At 41.4% G+C, this 15,197-nt stretch carries 14 protein-coding genes; 10 read left to right on the top strand and 4 right to left on the bottom strand.

Translation table 11 applies throughout. The features are described from left to right. Window positions 1-200 precede the first annotated feature (200 nt). The 3 genes from YK48G_RS01815 (at window position 201) to YK48G_RS01805 (ending at window position 5,303) form a co-directional block, all read left to right on the top strand. Entirely contained in the window at window positions 201-1,439 is a 1,239-nt protein-coding gene (locus tag YK48G_RS01815; RefSeq protein WP_203628989.1) for a metallophosphoesterase family protein, read from the top strand. Continuing rightward, window positions 1,436-4,021, top strand: a complete 2,586-nt coding sequence (locus YK48G_RS01810; protein WP_203628988.1) for an ATP-binding protein — start codon at window positions 1,436-1,438, stop codon at window positions 4,019-4,021. The genes YK48G_RS01815 and YK48G_RS01810 overlap by 4 nt, the downstream gene beginning before the upstream one ends. Before the next feature lie 298 nt (window positions 4,022-4,319). Next, entirely contained in the window at window positions 4,320-5,303 is a 984-nt protein-coding gene (locus YK48G_RS01805) for a 3'-5' exoribonuclease YhaM family protein (protein WP_203628987.1), read from the top strand. Between the two features lie 80 nt (window positions 5,304-5,383). On the opposite strand, the gene YK48G_RS01800 is transcribed toward YK48G_RS01805, so the two are convergent. The 3 genes from YK48G_RS01800 to YK48G_RS01790 all read right to left on the bottom strand — a co-directional run bounded on the left by YK48G_RS01800 (window position 5,384) and on the right by YK48G_RS01790 (window position 7,147). Beyond that, window positions 5,384-6,268, bottom strand: coding sequence for a peptidylprolyl isomerase PrsA (locus YK48G_RS01800; protein ID WP_203628986.1), 885 nt, complete (start codon window positions 6,266-6,268; stop codon window positions 5,384-5,386). 133 nt (window positions 6,269-6,401) lie between these two features. Next, window positions 6,402-6,719, bottom strand: coding sequence for a hypothetical protein (locus YK48G_RS01795; RefSeq protein WP_232365244.1), 318 nt, complete (start codon window positions 6,717-6,719; stop codon window positions 6,402-6,404). Beyond that, window positions 6,719-7,147, bottom strand: coding sequence for an HIT family protein (locus tag YK48G_RS01790; protein ID WP_203628985.1), 429 nt, complete (start codon window positions 7,145-7,147; stop codon window positions 6,719-6,721). Before YK48G_RS01790 ends, YK48G_RS01795 begins: the two co-directional genes overlap by 1 nt. Before the next feature lie 128 nt (window positions 7,148-7,275). Between YK48G_RS01790 and YK48G_RS01785 the strand changes: the two genes are divergently transcribed. From YK48G_RS01785 to trmB, 3 genes are all read left to right on the top strand, one after another. Beyond that, window positions 7,276-8,013 (top strand): ABC transporter ATP-binding protein, encoded by a 738-nt coding sequence (locus YK48G_RS01785; RefSeq protein ID WP_203628984.1) that lies wholly within the window; start codon window positions 7,276-7,278, stop codon window positions 8,011-8,013. Then, window positions 8,010-9,242: an ABC transporter permease gene (locus YK48G_RS01780; protein ID WP_203628983.1), complete on the top strand. Its 1,233-nt coding sequence runs from the start codon at window positions 8,010-8,012 to the stop codon at window positions 9,240-9,242. Before YK48G_RS01785 ends, YK48G_RS01780 begins: the two co-directional genes overlap by 4 nt. Before the next feature lie 261 nt (window positions 9,243-9,503). Next, window positions 9,504-10,145 (top strand): tRNA (guanosine(46)-N7)-methyltransferase TrmB, encoded by a 642-nt coding sequence (gene trmB / locus YK48G_RS01775; protein ID WP_203628982.1) that lies wholly within the window; start codon window positions 9,504-9,506, stop codon window positions 10,143-10,145. Here trmB and YK48G_RS01770 read toward each other — a convergent pair. Next, window positions 10,135-10,446 (bottom strand): hypothetical protein, encoded by a 312-nt coding sequence (locus YK48G_RS01770; RefSeq protein ID WP_203628981.1) that lies wholly within the window; start codon window positions 10,444-10,446, stop codon window positions 10,135-10,137. The genes trmB and YK48G_RS01770 overlap by 11 nt on opposite strands. A gap of 129 nt (window positions 10,447-10,575) precedes the next feature. Here YK48G_RS01770 and YK48G_RS01765 point away from each other — a divergent pair, with 129 nt between their 5' ends. The 4 genes from YK48G_RS01765 to murC are packed head-to-tail and all read left to right on the top strand — an operon-like array spanning window position 10,576 to window position 15,133. Then, the gene (locus YK48G_RS01765; protein ID WP_203628980.1) at window positions 10,576-10,902 is read left to right on the top strand and encodes a thioredoxin family protein; all 327 of its coding nucleotides are present in this window, start codon (window positions 10,576-10,578) and stop codon (window positions 10,900-10,902) included. 18 nt (window positions 10,903-10,920) lie between these two features. Next, window positions 10,921-11,559 (top strand): YtpR family tRNA-binding protein, encoded by a 639-nt coding sequence (gene ytpR / locus YK48G_RS01760; RefSeq protein ID WP_203628979.1) that lies wholly within the window; start codon window positions 10,921-10,923, stop codon window positions 11,557-11,559. 15 nt (window positions 11,560-11,574) lie between these two features. Then, the gene (locus YK48G_RS01755; RefSeq protein ID WP_203628978.1) at window positions 11,575-13,776 is read left to right on the top strand and encodes a DNA translocase FtsK; all 2,202 of its coding nucleotides are present in this window, start codon (window positions 11,575-11,577) and stop codon (window positions 13,774-13,776) included. Window positions 13,777-13,801: 25 nt separating this feature from the next. Beyond that, window positions 13,802-15,133 carry a UDP-N-acetylmuramate--L-alanine ligase gene (gene murC, locus YK48G_RS01750; RefSeq protein ID WP_203628977.1) on the top strand — a complete coding sequence of 444 codons (1,332 nt, stop codon included), beginning with the start codon at window positions 13,802-13,804 and terminating at the stop codon, window positions 15,131-15,133. Window positions 15,134-15,197 lie beyond the last annotated feature (64 nt).

The following is a 15,197-nucleotide window of genomic DNA, read 5'->3' as shown; positions in this document are numbered from 1 at the left end:
TATTCTGGTTATAGGAGTGATTGAGGCAAAACTTATTTTGTTTCGATCACTCTTTTTAGACGAAGGGGATTATTTGATGGTTCGACCAAAATTAATCATTCATTAATTGGTCACTTGCCGAGCTTTTTGAGGAAACCACCAATCGGAAATGCATCGTTTAGGCGAGTTAGACATAATCATTTAGGAGGAAATTGCTTTCGATGAAATTCATTCACGCCGCGGATTTACATTTAGATAGTCCGTTCTTAGGGTTACATAACGATTCACTACCACCGCAATTGTGGGAAATAATTCGAGATTCAACTTTTAAATCGTTTAAAAAAATTGTTGATGACGCCATTTCTCAGCAAGTTGACTTTGTTTTATTATCAGGAGATTTATTTGACAGACAGGAGCGGAGTGTGTCAGCACAGGTATTTTTGATGAAGCAGTTGCAGCGATTGTCTGAACAGCGAATCAGCGTCTTTATCATTTTTGGTAATCATGATTATTACCGCGGGGATTTTAAAAATCTGGATTATCCCAAGAATACACAGGTCTTTGGTAATCAGGTTGAGACTAAAGAACTTCGCTTACCTGACGGCCAACTGGTGGCCATTCATGGCTTTAGTTTTGGCAGCCAATGGGTGACCCAGCCGATCATCAACGACTACCCGCTGGCAGCGAACGCTGATTGGAATATTGGGATGCTTCATGGCAGTTTAGCTACCCTCAAGTCACCAGAAGCCAATTACGCGCCGTTTACTTTAGAGCAGCTGCAGTCCAAAAATTACGACTATTGGGCGCTAGGGCATATTCATAAGCGTCAGTCCCTTGACAATCGCGGCGTCATTAATTACTCAGGAAATTCGCAAGGGAGACACATTAACGAATCTGGTGAAAAGGGTTATTTGTTAGTTAAAAGTACGGGGCACAATCTGGCTGCCGAATTTCGTCCCACTGCGCCGATCATCTGGCAGATTCTGACGGTTCCGGTTACCACCCAATCCGTTAATGGCCTTGCCAGTCTCATCATGAGCCAAATTGAACGGCAAAAATATCCGTCCCTGCATTTCATCCGAATCAGGTTAACTTCAAAGCAGTCGTTACCAAAAGCTATTTTAGAATCGGTCACTGATGGTGATCTGTTAGCAGCCGTTCAGCAACTGATGGGCAACCATTGGCAGCAGTTAAACTGTTGGATAACGTCGATTAGAGTTCATGTTTTTGATCAAGTAATTTTAAGTAGTCTGGATCAACGTTTTTTTGAAGAAGCAAAGGAAATGACGTTGACCCAAGATCAGCTTATTAAACTAATGGATCAGGGCTTAAGTAAGTATCCTTTTATTAAAGCCGATTTGGCTGATCCAGCTAACCAGCAGGACTTGTTCAACCAAGCTAGTGCGCTTTTACAAGAGCAGGTTTTGCACTCAGATGATGAGGGGGATTCTTCCAAGTGAACATTAAAGCACTAACGATTTACGGTTATGGAAAGTGGCTTGACCAAGAAATTCCAATCAAAGCACCGCTACAGGTTATTTATGGGCCAAATGAAGCGGGAAAAAGTACCCTTATTGATTTTATTGAATCGATGTTATTTGGCTTCCAAACTAAAAATCAAGCCGTTCACGGACAGTATCATCCCAAACGATCCCAAGCATATGGTGGTGAGCTGTTATTTTCGGCTAACGGCAATGACTATAAACTTATTCGAACAGAAGGCAAAAATGGTGGTGACGTCGATTTCTTTGACGTGAGTGCTCACCAGCACCTTTTGGAAACTGACTTTCAGAAATTGATTTCACCAATTGACCGAACGGCTTATCGGCAGTTATTCTACTTTGGCGATTTTGATGAGAAAGCCTTTTATAGGACGGACGAAGCCGAACTGGGGCTGCGAATTCAACAAATTGGGGTGACAGATGCCGATCAATGGGCCCAATTGCAAAAAGCGTTGGCGAAGACCGCCGATAAGTTGTATAAGCCTCGAGGCCGCACGAAAACGATTAACGTTAAGTTAAAACAATACCGAAAACTTGAAGAAGCGGTTCAGCAGGCTAAAGAAGCGTATCCCCGGTATCTCTCACTCACATCAAAAGTAGCTGATTTAACAACTCAAATTGCAGATGAGCGAACGAAGCTCACCGCTAAACAAAAACAAGCTCGCCAGAATCATCAGGTTGCTCAATACTTACCGCTCATCAAGGAACAACAAGAATTAGCTCATGTAAATGATCAGCAAGTTAAGCCGGGCTTTTCTGAACCAGATCGCCAAATGTTTGAAAATTTTAACTTGCAAATTCAATCTTTAACGGGACAGATAGCAGAAAATCAGGCCAAAAAAAAGGCGGCCAGTGAGGCAATGACCACTAATCCAGCTCAGGTATTTTATGTGGGCCACCGGCAGCAAATTGATGAATTCGCCCAGCAAATTCCAGAACAGCGCAATATTGCAGCCCAGATTCATTACTTAACCGATCAGCAAAGGCAAACGCAACGCCAAATCAACCAGTTAGTGACCACCATCCCTAAAAATCATGACGGCCAATTACCAAGTCCGTTTGCAGAAGATGAGGTGGTGACCATCAATGAGTGGTTAAACCAAGAAGCAGTTCTGCAAGAACAAATGACGCAGCACCAACGCACGAGACAAGAAAGGGGAAAAGCAGCTGCTTCTAAAACCCCGGCCATCATTTATTACGGCATTGCTGGTTTGGTTGCGTTGATGTCTGGGTTCTTATTTAGCGGGGGAGTGAGATGGTTGGGATACTTAGTGGCGGCTGGCCTGTTAATTTGGGCACTGCAACCACAAATTAATCACAAACCAACCCCAACTGTCGATCAGCCGGCAACTTCCCTAAACTTAACGAACCAATTAGAACAGGTTCAAGAAAGCCTTCGTCAGGTACAGACCCGTTATCGTTTGGAGGGAATTGCCAAAGCACAGTGGCTGGCAATTCAGCCTCAACTTCGACAACTTACTGCATTGAAACAGTCACTAGCGACGATTGACGCTCAATTACAAGAAAAGCAGGGGCGTTACGAGCAATTTTTTGATCACTGGCGGTTTGCCCAAGATTGGCTACGATTTGATAATCAAAACGCCTTAAATAATTTAAGCCTGCTTGAACAAACCATTTCACGCTGGCGGGAACAAAGTGCTGACAAATTAAGCAAGCAAAACAGTTTAGCAATTTATCAAAAGATGATTGATCAAGCAACACTAAAACGTCAGCAAATTATCCAGAAAAAGCAGTCATTTTTTAAGGAGCGCGCAATTGCCACGGATAATGATTTTTATATGCAATTAAAAGATCAAGCACGGATAAGGGCGGATTTGAAACGTCAAAAGGAATTGGCTGAACAGATTCAAGCAGCGCAAGTAACGATTCCTAAGACCGTTGATCAAGCGCAGTTACAAGCAACCATTCAACAAACCGATCAGCAAATCGATCAGTTGCAACAGACGATTAATACTTTAAGTGAGCAAAGAGCTGGCCTAAACGTTAAAGTCGATCAATTGGTTAAGAGTGGTGATTATTATAACTTGCGACAACAATTAGCTAACTTAGAAACGGATATTTTAAGTGATGTTCATCGCTATTTAGCGTTACAATTAGCAACAAGGTGGATTCGAAACGTTTTAAATATCGCCACGCGCGGTCGAGTCCCTAAAATTTTAAACTTGGCTAAACGTTATTTTTCAATCTTGACACTTGGTCGCTACAAGGACATCTTATTTAAGGATGATATCAGCGTTGTTCGTAAGGACGATATGGTGTTTGCGTTGAATGAATTATCAAAGGGAACGCTGGAACAATTGTACCTATCATTAATTTTTTCGATGACGGTTGGCTTTAGTGATCAGTACCCATTACCAATTATCATCGATGATGGGTTTGTTAATTTTGATAAGCAGCGGAAACAAGCGGCTTTTGAAACGTTAAAAGAAATTAGCAAGCAAACGCAAGTCCTGTATTTTACAGCTAATTTAGATAGTGGTCTGGATCAGTTTGACGTGCTGGATTTAAGCCAGCTATAGGTGTTATGGCAATGGATGTGGGGTGTGCTCACTTTACTAGGACAGCTACGCAAAGCAGAAACTTCCGCATAAAACATCTTGACCAAAAATCCAAGCCCGGGATTTCCGGTCAAGCTGCTTTTGCTCCAGTTTCTAAGCGCTTTGCTTCGCTCACTTTATTAGGACAGCTATGCAAAGCAGAAAGCTCCGTGTAAGCACCTCAGACAGAAACTCCAAGCCCGGGAATTCCTGTCTGAGGAGCCTTACACTCCGCTTTCTAAGCGCTTTGCTTCGCTCACTTTATTTAGGAGGCAGTTTTATGGCCAAACAATTAATGGATCTCCAGCTTGATGAAGAATTTGAACTTTATGTATTACTTAAAGAAGCCAAAAAGCGGGTTGCAAAAAATGGTAAGAATTTTATTTCCTTGGTATTTCAGGATTCATCGGGGCAATTACCTGGTAAATATTGGGATGCGTCGGCGGCAGATATTCAACAGTTTGTTTCTGGCCGAGTCGTTTTATTGAAAGGGAAGCGCGAAAATTATATGAATTCCCCACAAATTCGGATTATGGCGATGCGGCTGGCGAAAAATGATGAACCTCATGATCCACTTGCGTTTATCAAGCGAGCACCAATGACACGCAACCAAATGGAAGATATTATTAACCAGACAATTTTTGAAATTACTAATGCGACATACAACCGAATTGTGAGAGCGTTGATTGCTAAACATGCTGATGCTTTCTTTACGTATCCAGCGGCTAAGTCAAATCATCACGACTTTGCTGGGGGATTAGCGTTTCATACGATTTCGATCCTGAGGCTGGCACATTCGATTGTGAATCAGTATCAGGACATTGATGCGCCGCTGCTATATGCCGGCACGATTTTACATGATTTGGGAAAGACTATTGAATTATCTGGACCGGTTGCAACTGAATATACACTAGCTGGTAATCTGCTCGGACATTTAAGTATTATGGACGCTGAGATTGTAGAGGCGGCTGATAAACTTGGGATTAGTAGGGATTCACAGGATCTGATTCTTCTGCGTCATATGATCTTGGCGCATCATGGATTATTAGAATACGGATCCCCGGAGCGCCCACAAATTCTGGAAGCAGAGATTTTGCATCATCTGGATGAACTAGATGCCACAATTATGATGATTCAATCCGCGTTAAAAAACGTCGCGCCAGGTGATTATACAGATCGGATCTTCGGGTTAGATAACCGTCGCTTTTATAAGCCCAAGCCACCAGTTCCAACTCAGAAACCTTCACAAAGTCAACTTTTTTAAAGAACTCTAAAATAAGCGAAAAAAAGATTGAATTTTGAGAATTCCCAAAATTCAATCTTTTTGTGTTACAAGATTAGAACTTACTTCTTTGAACTTGAACTTGATGAGAGGTAATCAGACAAAACGTTTTGAAGGTCTTTGTCTTGAATTGTAACGTTACCTTTCTTCAGAACTTTTGAAACAACTGAGTGAAGGGTGTTACTGTCAGCCATCTTTTTATCAACGATCTGACTCTTTAATTCACTTTCGTGGTCTTTGTAAGTCCCTTTGGCTGGATGGTTGACCATTTGAATAACTTGGTAACCATATTGCGTCTTAACTGGGGTCTTAGTATATTCACCATTCTTCAACTTGAAGGCGGCGTTCTTGAAGTTTGTATCATAGGTAGTGTTTGTGTTGTCAAATGGTGCAACACGCCCACCCTTGTTCTTAGTCGCAGTGTCAGTTGAGTACTTCTTGGCCAAGCTGGCAAAACTCTTGCCCTGCTTCAATTGCTTAATAACGGTTTCAGCAGTTGATTTCTTGGATACCAAGATTTGATTAACCGTCACTTTTGGCTGGTATGACTTGAACTGATCTTTAAGCTGAGCATCAGTAATATTAACGTTGTCTTTAACAGCGGCTTTTAATAAGAGATTTGAACGGATTGAATCCTTTAATTGGGAAGCAGTCATACCATTTTGTTGGAGAACAGCGTTAAACGAAGAACCATACTGCTTCTTATACTTATTATATTCGCTGTTAACTTGTGACTTGGAAACTTTTTTGCCATACTGCTTTTCAAGAACCTTGTTCAAAATCATTTGTTGCAAGACTTGTTTACCACTTGAAGTGCTCTTTAAGCTACTATAATAAGCACTTTCGGTAATCTTGCCACCATTTGTTGTGGCAACAGATTTACTGCCACAAGCTGCAAGGGTGAAACTCATCATGACACCGGCTAAAACGATTAGCCATTTTTTCATACAAAAACACATCCATTTCTACAATAGTATTCGTTTGGAAAGCAAACGTTCCAGATAATAATACCATAATATCTGGAATATTTATAATTTGGGCTTGAATTTAAACAAATGTTCAAATTTGTCTAACATTCGATTAAGCCTTTTCACCTAAATGATTAACAATTTGATTAATCTCTTCAATTCGCGGCTGGATCTGGAAGCTGGCTTCATCAACGTCTCGCTGTATGTCATCGATGACCTCCATAACTTTGGGAAGTTGTGATTGAAAATGAGCAAGTGATTTCTTGAAATCACCATAAGCGGTTTGCCAATCTTTCACGGCTGCTTTTTTGACATTAAAAGTTTGCTTGGCCTGTTCAACAAACTCAGATGGGGTTTGTTTACGCGAATAAAGGTAGACGCCGGCAACAAATGTCGTTGCCCCCGCAATCTTAAGAAATGTTTTCATCATTAATCACCCATGTGTTCCTTGATTGACTCTTGAATTTTCTTCAAATCATCGGCATCATATCGATTTGAATTATCTTTGAAGATCATTTTAAAGTCATCTTGATTACTGTAGCGTGGGATTAAATGGAAGTGGGAATGAAAAACGGATTGATAAGCAACTTGCCCGTTATTATTTAAGATATTCATTCCTTTGATATCAGGATTAGAAGCTTTAACGGCCCTCGCAATTTTAGGAATTCTGGCAAATACTTGGCTGGCAAGCTCCTCATCATATTCGAAAATATTGGGGATATGTTTTTTGGGGATTACCAGTGTGTGGCCCGGTGTTCCTTGGGAAATATCCAAAAAAGCCTTGACGATGTCGTCTTCATAAACAGTGTAACTTGGGATCTCGTTGGCGACAATCTTACAAAAAATGCAATCTTTCATTAAATTAACCTTCTTTCTACCAATACTACTTGGTATTATAACATTAATGTCTGTTGGGGCTCATTCATGGGCAGATTTTATATGTTATAATTTGTTCTGTAAATTTATTAGGGATGTGGAGTGACAAGATGACTTTAGAAGTTTCCAACCTAGTTGGCGGCTACTCGCAGGTACCTGTCTTAAAAGATGTCAGCTTTGATGTCAAGGATGGCGAGTTAGTGGGGCTGATTGGCTTAAATGGTGCTGGTAAATCGACGACTATCAACCACATCATTGGTTTGTTAACCCCGTTTAAGGGAACCATTAAGATTAACGGAACGACCTTGGATCAGGATGTTAAACAATATAAGCAACAAATTGCCTATATCCCAGAGGCACCAATTGTTTATAAGGAACTAACACTAAAGGAACATTTGGAAATGACGATGTTAGCTTATAATTTGGATCATGACCAAGCTTGGCAACGTGCGCGCAAATTACTCAAGCTGTTTCGATTGGACAACAAGCTTGATTGGTTCCCAGATAATTTTTCCAAAGGGATGCGGCAAAAAGTGATGATTGTTTGCGCATTTCTAACTAATGCTAAATTGTTCATCATCGACGAACCGTTTTTGGGATTGGATCCACTAGCCGTTAACGATTTGCTAAACTTAATTTCTAATCGTAAAAAGCAGGGGGCCAGTATTTTAATGTCAACGCACGTTCTAGATACGGCTCAACGGTATTGTGATCGCTTCGTATTACTCCACGATGGTCAGGTTCGAACCGAAGGCACAATTGAGCAGCTCAGGCAGTTATTCCCTGATGCAGGCGATTCATTAAATGACATTTACCTGACCCTAGCAAGGGAAGGCGGGCAGTCATGAAGCAGTTATTTAAACGACGGCTTGTTAATCATCTAAAAGAAATGATGAGCTATCTGCGGCTGGTGTTTAACGATTACTTTGTGCTGGCGCTTTTATTTATGATCGGCGGATTGGGGTATTACTATTCCAATGCGTTAAAGCAGCTTCATGTGGGCGTGTGGTGGGCGCCACTTGTATCAATCGGCATCCACCTTGTTGGTCTTCAATTGGGGCGCATGGCAACCTTGGTCCAAGATCCAGACTACGTATTCTTGCTGCCCAAGGAATTTGAAATGATTGATTACCTCAAGCGGGGGTTTAATTACAGCCTGATTTTGGCTTGGTTCATTCAAATTCTCATCTGGTTTGTCATGCTGCCGTTTATTCAGATCACAACGCGCATTGATAGCTTGGAAATGGTTATGTTATTGTTGATTCTGTTGGGGCTAAAGGCAACTTGGCTGAATGCGGAGTTTGCCAGAAAGTATCGGTTGCGGCCAAATTGGCGGTTGGGTTATCAGCGCTTAATTTGGCGGTTCATTATTCCGTTATTGGCCTTGACCATTGCAGCTTACTTTAGCTATGTGGCAGCCTTGTTACTGGTGGCCGCTGCAGTTGTGGCTAGTTGGGTTGGCCGCCGATCATGGTCAAATCGGTCTGTTGATTGGCAAACGATGATTAATGATGAAAATAGTCGGATGCACACTGTGTATCAATTTTTTAATTTGTTTACCGATGTGCCGGCAATTTCCGGCTCGGTTAAGCGTCGTCGATACTTAGATACATTACTGGGCCGAATCAAGCTCATTCCAGATAATACTTATCTTTATCTTTATGCACACGGAATTGCCCGGGATAACGAAATGAGTGGCCTATACGTTCGACTGATGGTTATTGGGACACTGTTATTAGTTTTTATCAAAGGTGAAGCATTGCCAATCGTTTTATGCTTATTGTTTGTTTACCTCATTGGTTTTCAGATGATCCCATTTTACTTTCACTTTGATGACAATGCTTTTGTTCATATTTACCCAGTCACTCATCAATTTCAACTAAAGAATTTTCAGCGGGTATTGTTGTGGCTATTAAGTATCGTCGCAATCATTTTTGGCATTGCGGTAATCGCTGTAAATGCCAATAATTTGATGACAATTTTAGGCGTGATAATTGGCGAAGCTGTCGAAATTTGGGCGTTTATTTATTTGTACGTTCCCCGTCGAATCGCAAGGGGCCAGCGGAGTCGAGATTAACCAATAAAAAAGAAGCACGTGCGGCAAGGCAATTAGCTTTCATGCAGATAAAGTTTATTCAAGTAAGAAGTGGTGTCAATGACGAGAAGAGAGCTGGTCACTTATTTATCTGATGGATGAAGCTATTACCAAAATAAATCAATCGCACAACCATGCTAAATTGAAATAGTTGTGCGATTGGTTTGAAGTTAACAATTACAATAGCCTGGGTTGCAATCAGTTATTTCAACTCAGTTATGATTAAACGTTTAGGAGAATTTTATGCGGGTACGAAATAAGCCATGGGCTGATTCATACATCAAAGCCCATGGAGATTATATTGTCATTGATCCAAAGAACTGGTTAGGCAAGTGGCAGACACGGTTTATCAAGCCCCAGCCACTAAATGTTGAGGTGGGGACTGGTAAAGGGCGCTTTATCATTGAAATGGCCAAGGCTCATCCTGAAATTAACTATATTGGCGTTGAACTGCAAAAATCAGTTATTGCAACGGCATTGAGAAGCTTCATGGCTGATCCTTTGCCTAATCTACAATTCGTATTAACGGATGGGGCCAATTTAGATGAAATCTTTTTAGCGGATGAAATTCAACGACTCTTTTTGAATTTTTCTGATCCTTGGCCTAAGAAACGACACGCTAAACGGCGATTGACGTCACCCAAGTTCTTGCAAACGTATCAACGAGTACTAAGTGCAGATGGTCAGATTGAATTTAAGACTGATAATCGTGGCCTATTTGAATACACGCTGGTTACCATGAATAATTTTCCACTCAGGTTTGATTATGTATCATTAGATTTGCACCATTCCCCCGAAAATGAAGCGAATATTGAAACTGAATACGAGCAAAAATTTAGTCCAAACGGGCCGATTTATAAGCTAATTGCTCACTTCACAGCTTAATGAGCTGGTAGCCAAGAATTTGGCCGGTCTGACTATCTGCCCAAAACTGTTGGCTACTGATTTGGCCATGATTGTCTTGATAGTTTAATCCAAAGTGAAAATCTGCCGGTGCGCAATCACGCCTTGGTGGTAGCTGCCAGCTGCCAAGATAGCGTTCATGTTTAAGCGGTCGCTGGCGTTTTGCGTGTTGAACAATTTGGTCTAAAAAGCGTTGCTGATGGTGCTTTTTTCTGGATTGAATGTAGAGACAAGTTGTAGCAGTAACTAAAGATAAAGTATAAAATAGTGTTTGTTTTTTCATAAAAAGGCATCCTTTTCTAGTTATTAAATATACTTTAATATAGGAATGGTGTCTGAGCAAACTCTTCGGTAATTTTAGGGTTTTGCGCTATACTTTAGTTCGTAGTATTTGATGAAAGGAATGATTAGAATGAAAGATTTACCAAAAACTGATTTAAAATCACTTAATCAACAGCTTAAAACCGGTCGATATATGTTGTTCTTCACAGCCGACTGGTGCCCGGATTGCCGCTTTATTAAGCCGGCAATGCCTCAGATTGAAAATGATTATCCTGAGTACCAATTTTTAAAGGTTGATCGGGATGAAAACATCGACTTGGCAGGCGAAATGAATGTAATGGGCATCCCAAGCTTTATTGCTTACTCGGATGGCAAAGAAATTGGCCGTTTTTCAAACGGTGACCGAAAGACTCAAAAAGAAGTCGAATCATTTATCGATTCACTCAAAATTAAGTAAGTTTGGAAGGATAAATTAATGTTAATTGCAAGTTATAACCCTAAAAGTACTGGTGACACGATGGTTTTGATCATGAATCAAGATACAGCTGAACAACAGGTAGCCATTCATGATAACGTGGCACGAATTTTTGATTCGACCCATCATACGACGTTGGGTTACAACTTTTTAAAGGCGAGCACCATTTTACCTGAACTTGTTCATATCAATGGCCGCGTTGATTTGGATCAGCATCAAATTGATTTGTTAAATCAATATTTAACCGCTCATGGGTTTCCCGGGGACATCAAATTTGATGACCAGCCTAGGTTTGTAGTGGGTTATGTTAAGCAAGTTGACGCTCACCCCCGTTCGGATCATCTAAAAATTACCCAAACTGAAGTTGATCATGGTCAGGAACTACAAATTGTCAGTGGATCGCCAAATATGAAAGCAGCTATCAAAGTGGTAGTTGCCAAAGTCGGAGCGATGATGCCAGATGGACAAATTATTTGGCCGGGTGAACTCCGTGGGGTGAAAAGCAATGGCATGATTTGTTCTGGCAGAGAATTAGGATTACCGAATGCGCCACAGGTTCCAGGAGCATTGATATTACCCGATGATTATCAGGTGGGAGAACCATTTGATTTTAAAAGGGCACAAAATTTATTTAGTTAATTTAGGTGATATAACATGACGAATTACGACGGACCAGCTTTTTTTCGACGTCGGTTAACGAGAAGCAAAAGCCAAAATAAGGAGCAACCTAGGCAGCCTAACGCCAATCGTTTGTCTGTACCCAGGCGTGTTAGTCGGCCCCAGTCGAAACTAAGCAATTCGGCAGTTCGTGATGACGAGGTTCCCGCCTTTTTGAAGGAAATTAAAAATTTTCAACCGAAAAGGCGACCGAAAAATGCTGTTCACAAAAAGCAAGTGATGCCAAGCTATTTTGTTAATCAAACGCGAAGGCAAAAACGTCTTTATGAGCGACTAACGGATCAATTACGAGTAGATCAAGATGAGCTAATTGTGATAAGCGATCAGACTAAAACAACGGAGAGGCAAGCAACTAAAACAGCCTCTTCTATACATACACCCAGTCCATATACGCATACAGCTGACTTGCAAAAAGTCGACCAAACTGCTAAGGCTAAGAAATTAGCAAAGAGTGATGAGCTGCCTAAAACAATTGATCACCAGACTAAGCGAACAAACTTATTGCACCATAGTCAAGAAAACCATCCCCAGCTACGACGAGGGCTTGGCCAATCGTTGGCGGCAATTGTATCACAGGAACAGCGTGGGTCAAAATCACTGGCGTTATTTGATGACAATCCGCAACCAAAAGAAAATGAACGCCACTTGGAATCAGCTGATCAACAACAGCCAGCGACACTCAATTCTGATACGCAAACTAATAATGACTTAGTCCGGCGCCCACCTGCGCCGGCTAAAATGGGCTATTCATTTCCTCCAGTAACGCTGCTCAATCTACCAACCAAGGCTAACGATAATTCATTGGATGAGTGGATTGAACATCAAATTGATGTACTTGATAAAACGTTTAAAGCTTTTAAGGTTGATGCTGAGGTTGTTGACTGGACAAATGGCCCGACGGTGACCCAATTTCAGGTTAAGTTGGCCTTAGGCGTCAAAGTGAGCCGAATTACCAATCTAACTGACGATTTAAAATTAGCGTTGGCCGCTAAAGATATCAGAATTGAAGCGCCGATCCCCGGAAAGTCAACCGTGGGGATCGAAATTCCTAATTCCCATCCGCGCCCAGTGCTGTTATCAGAGATTTTAACGGCTGATGACTTTAAACAGGCCGACTCCCCGCTCACGACTGCACTAGGCGTTGATTTAGCTGGCACACCGAGATTGACTGATATTAGAAAAATGCCTCACGGGCTTATTGCAGGGGCAACCGGCTCTGGTAAAAGTGTTTTCATTAATAGTTTGTTAGTTTCATTGCTTTTTAAAGCCACCCCGGCCGAGTTAAAATTGCTGTTGATTGATCCCAAAGCAGTTGAATTAGCCCCTTATGATGGCATTCCTCATTTGCTTTCACCCGTTATCTCTGATCCGCAAAGCGCAGCGGCAGCCTTAAAATGGTTAACCCAAGAAATGGATAATCGCTATGAAAAATTATCTGCTGCGGGGGTTCGCAATATTGAACAGTTTAATAAGCAAGCTGACCAAACGGGCGACGCTGGTTTGAAGATGCCTTATATTTTGGTTATCATCGACGAATTGGCTGATTTAATGATGGTGGCTTCAAATGAAGTTGAGGATGCAATTGTTCGGATTACCCAAAAGGCCCGGGCAGCAGGAATTCATCTGATTGTTGCCACCCAACGGCCAAGCGTCGATGTTGTAACGGGCACCATTAAGAACAACATTCCCACTCGAATTGCTTTTATGGTTGCCAGCCAAGTTGATTCAAGGACAATTTTGGATACCAGCGGGGCTGAACAATTGCTTGGACGAGGTGATATGCTCTACCTTGGAAGCGGCGCAAACACACCTAATCGATTACAAGGCGCCTTTGTAACGAACCAAGAATTAACTGAGGTTATTGATTACGTTCGCAAGCAGGGCACGCCAAACTATCTTTTTACACCAGATAGTTTAAAACAGACCGTCTCAAATCAGAATTCCCATGACCGATTGATGCCGCAAGTCATGAAATTTATTGCACAAGAAGAGACAATTTCGACATCAAAGCTTCAACGTGTATTTTCAATCGGTTATAATAGAGCTGCAAACATTATTGATGATTTGCAAGCTCGCCATCTGGTTTCTGAGCAGCAAGGAGCAAAACCCAGAAGTGTTTACTATAATCCTTCTGACCGCCAAAACGGCGACGATTCCGCTGACGATACTAAAAATTAAGATTGATGGGTAGGTTGGTTGACATATGAATTCAAACACTGTTTTTCATTTTGTAGGAATTAAAGGAACCGGAATGAGTGCCATGGCATTAATTTTACATGACCGTGGTGAAAAAGTTCAGGGTTCAGATATTGAACAGTACACGTTTACTCAGCGGGGATTGGAACAAGCTGGCATTAAGATCTTACCGTTTAGTGCCGATAATATTCACGAGGGCTTGACGGTGATTGCCGGCAATTCGTTTACGGATGATCATCCAGAAATTAAGAAAGCTCGTGAGATGGGCTTAACAGTCTATCGTTACCATGAATTTCTGGGGAAGATGATTAAAGGCAAAACCAGTATTGGAGTTTCCGGTGCTCATGGTAAGACGAGTACAACCGGCTTACTAGCCCATGTGTTATCCGGAATTGCGCCGACGGACTATCTAATCGGTGATGGGTCTGGTAAAGGAGTGCCCAATGCACGGTTTTTTGTCTATGAAGCCGATGAGTACCGTCGTCATTTTCTGGCGACAAAACCCGACTATGCCATTATGACCAATATTGATTTCGATCATCCAGATTACTACAAGAGCATTGATGACGTGCAAGACGCATTTCAAACGTTTGCTAATCAGACTAAAAAGGGTATTTTTGCCTGGGGTGATGATCAACGGCTGCGTCAGTTGAAGGCGGCCGTACCCATTTATTATTACGGCCTGCATGATACGGATGATTTTCAAGCAGTCGACGTTAAACGAACCACAAGTGGCTCTAGCTTCCATGTTTTGTACAAAGGCAAAGATTTAGGAGAATTTTCAGTTCCGTTATTTGGTGAACACAATATCTTTAATTCTTTGGCTGTGGTTGCCGTTGCCTACTTTGAGGAAGTAGATCTTAATGAGATTCGTAAAGAGTTGAAAACCTTCCAAGGCGTTAAGCGGCGCTTTTCAGAGCGCAAAATTTCTGGGATGACGATTATTGATGATTATGCGCACCATCCAACTGAAATTAAAGCAACCATTGATGCTGCTCGCCAGGAATACCCAAGCAAGAAGATTGCCGTTGTTTTTCAACCCCATACTTTTAGCCGGACAATTGCCTTGATGGATGATTTTGCTAAAAGCTTAAACTTGGCGGATGAAGTTTTCTTGACTTCAATTTATAGTTCGCCACGGGAAAGCCACGGCAAAGTGTCAAGTGAGGATCTGTCCAAAAAGATTACCAAAGGTGGCCGAATTTTATCGGTAGATAATATGTCACCATTGTTGGACTATGATAATGATGTTGTGATTTTTATGGGTGCTGGCGATATTCAAAAATATGAAAAATCATATGAAGATTTATTGAGTCATTTAAGCAAGAAAATTAATTAAGGATTTCTTATAAAGCTGATAGTGAAGTATTTTTACTTGATTATCAGCTTCTGTTTGGTAGAAT

Origin of the sequence: Lentilactobacillus fungorum, assembly GCF_016860605.1 — a bacterium.
GTDB classification, from domain to species: Bacteria; Bacillota; Bacilli; order Lactobacillales; family Lactobacillaceae; genus Lentilactobacillus; species Lentilactobacillus fungorum.
The sequence above is the reverse complement of the archived record's forward strand: the minus strand, read 5'-3'. Positions and strand labels throughout refer to the sequence as shown.

Excerpts from the sequence above, each read along its gene's own strand:
- YK48G_RS01815 (WP_203628989.1), top strand. The coding sequence starts at position 201 with ATGAAATTCATTCACGCCGCGGATTTACATTTAGATAGTCCGTTCTTA.
- YK48G_RS01805 (WP_203628987.1), top strand. The coding sequence starts at position 4,320 with ATGGCCAAACAATTAATGGATCTCCAGCTTGATGAAGAATTTGAACTT.
- YK48G_RS01800 (WP_203628986.1), bottom strand. The coding sequence starts at position 6,268 with ATGAAAAAATGGCTAATCGTTTTAGCCGGTGTCATGATGAGTTTCACC.
- YK48G_RS01795 (WP_232365244.1), bottom strand. The coding sequence starts at position 6,719 with ATGATGAAAACATTTCTTAAGATTGCGGGGGCAACGACATTTGTTGCC.
- YK48G_RS01790 (WP_203628985.1), bottom strand. The coding sequence starts at position 7,147 with ATGAAAGATTGCATTTTTTGTAAGATTGTCGCCAACGAGATCCCAAGT.
- YK48G_RS01785 (WP_203628984.1), top strand. The coding sequence starts at position 7,276 with ATGACTTTAGAAGTTTCCAACCTAGTTGGCGGCTACTCGCAGGTACCT.
- YK48G_RS01780 (WP_203628983.1), top strand. The coding sequence starts at position 8,010 with ATGAAGCAGTTATTTAAACGACGGCTTGTTAATCATCTAAAAGAAATG.
- trmB (WP_203628982.1), top strand. The coding sequence starts at position 9,504 with ATGCGGGTACGAAATAAGCCATGGGCTGATTCATACATCAAAGCCCAT.
- YK48G_RS01770 (WP_203628981.1), bottom strand. The coding sequence starts at position 10,446 with ATGAAAAAACAAACACTATTTTATACTTTATCTTTAGTTACTGCTACA.
- YK48G_RS01765 (WP_203628980.1), top strand. The coding sequence starts at position 10,576 with ATGAAAGATTTACCAAAAACTGATTTAAAATCACTTAATCAACAGCTT.
- ytpR (WP_203628979.1), top strand. The coding sequence starts at position 10,921 with ATGTTAATTGCAAGTTATAACCCTAAAAGTACTGGTGACACGATGGTT.
- YK48G_RS01755 (WP_203628978.1), top strand. The coding sequence starts at position 11,575 with ATGACGAATTACGACGGACCAGCTTTTTTTCGACGTCGGTTAACGAGA.
- murC (WP_203628977.1), top strand. The coding sequence starts at position 13,802 with ATGAATTCAAACACTGTTTTTCATTTTGTAGGAATTAAAGGAACCGGA.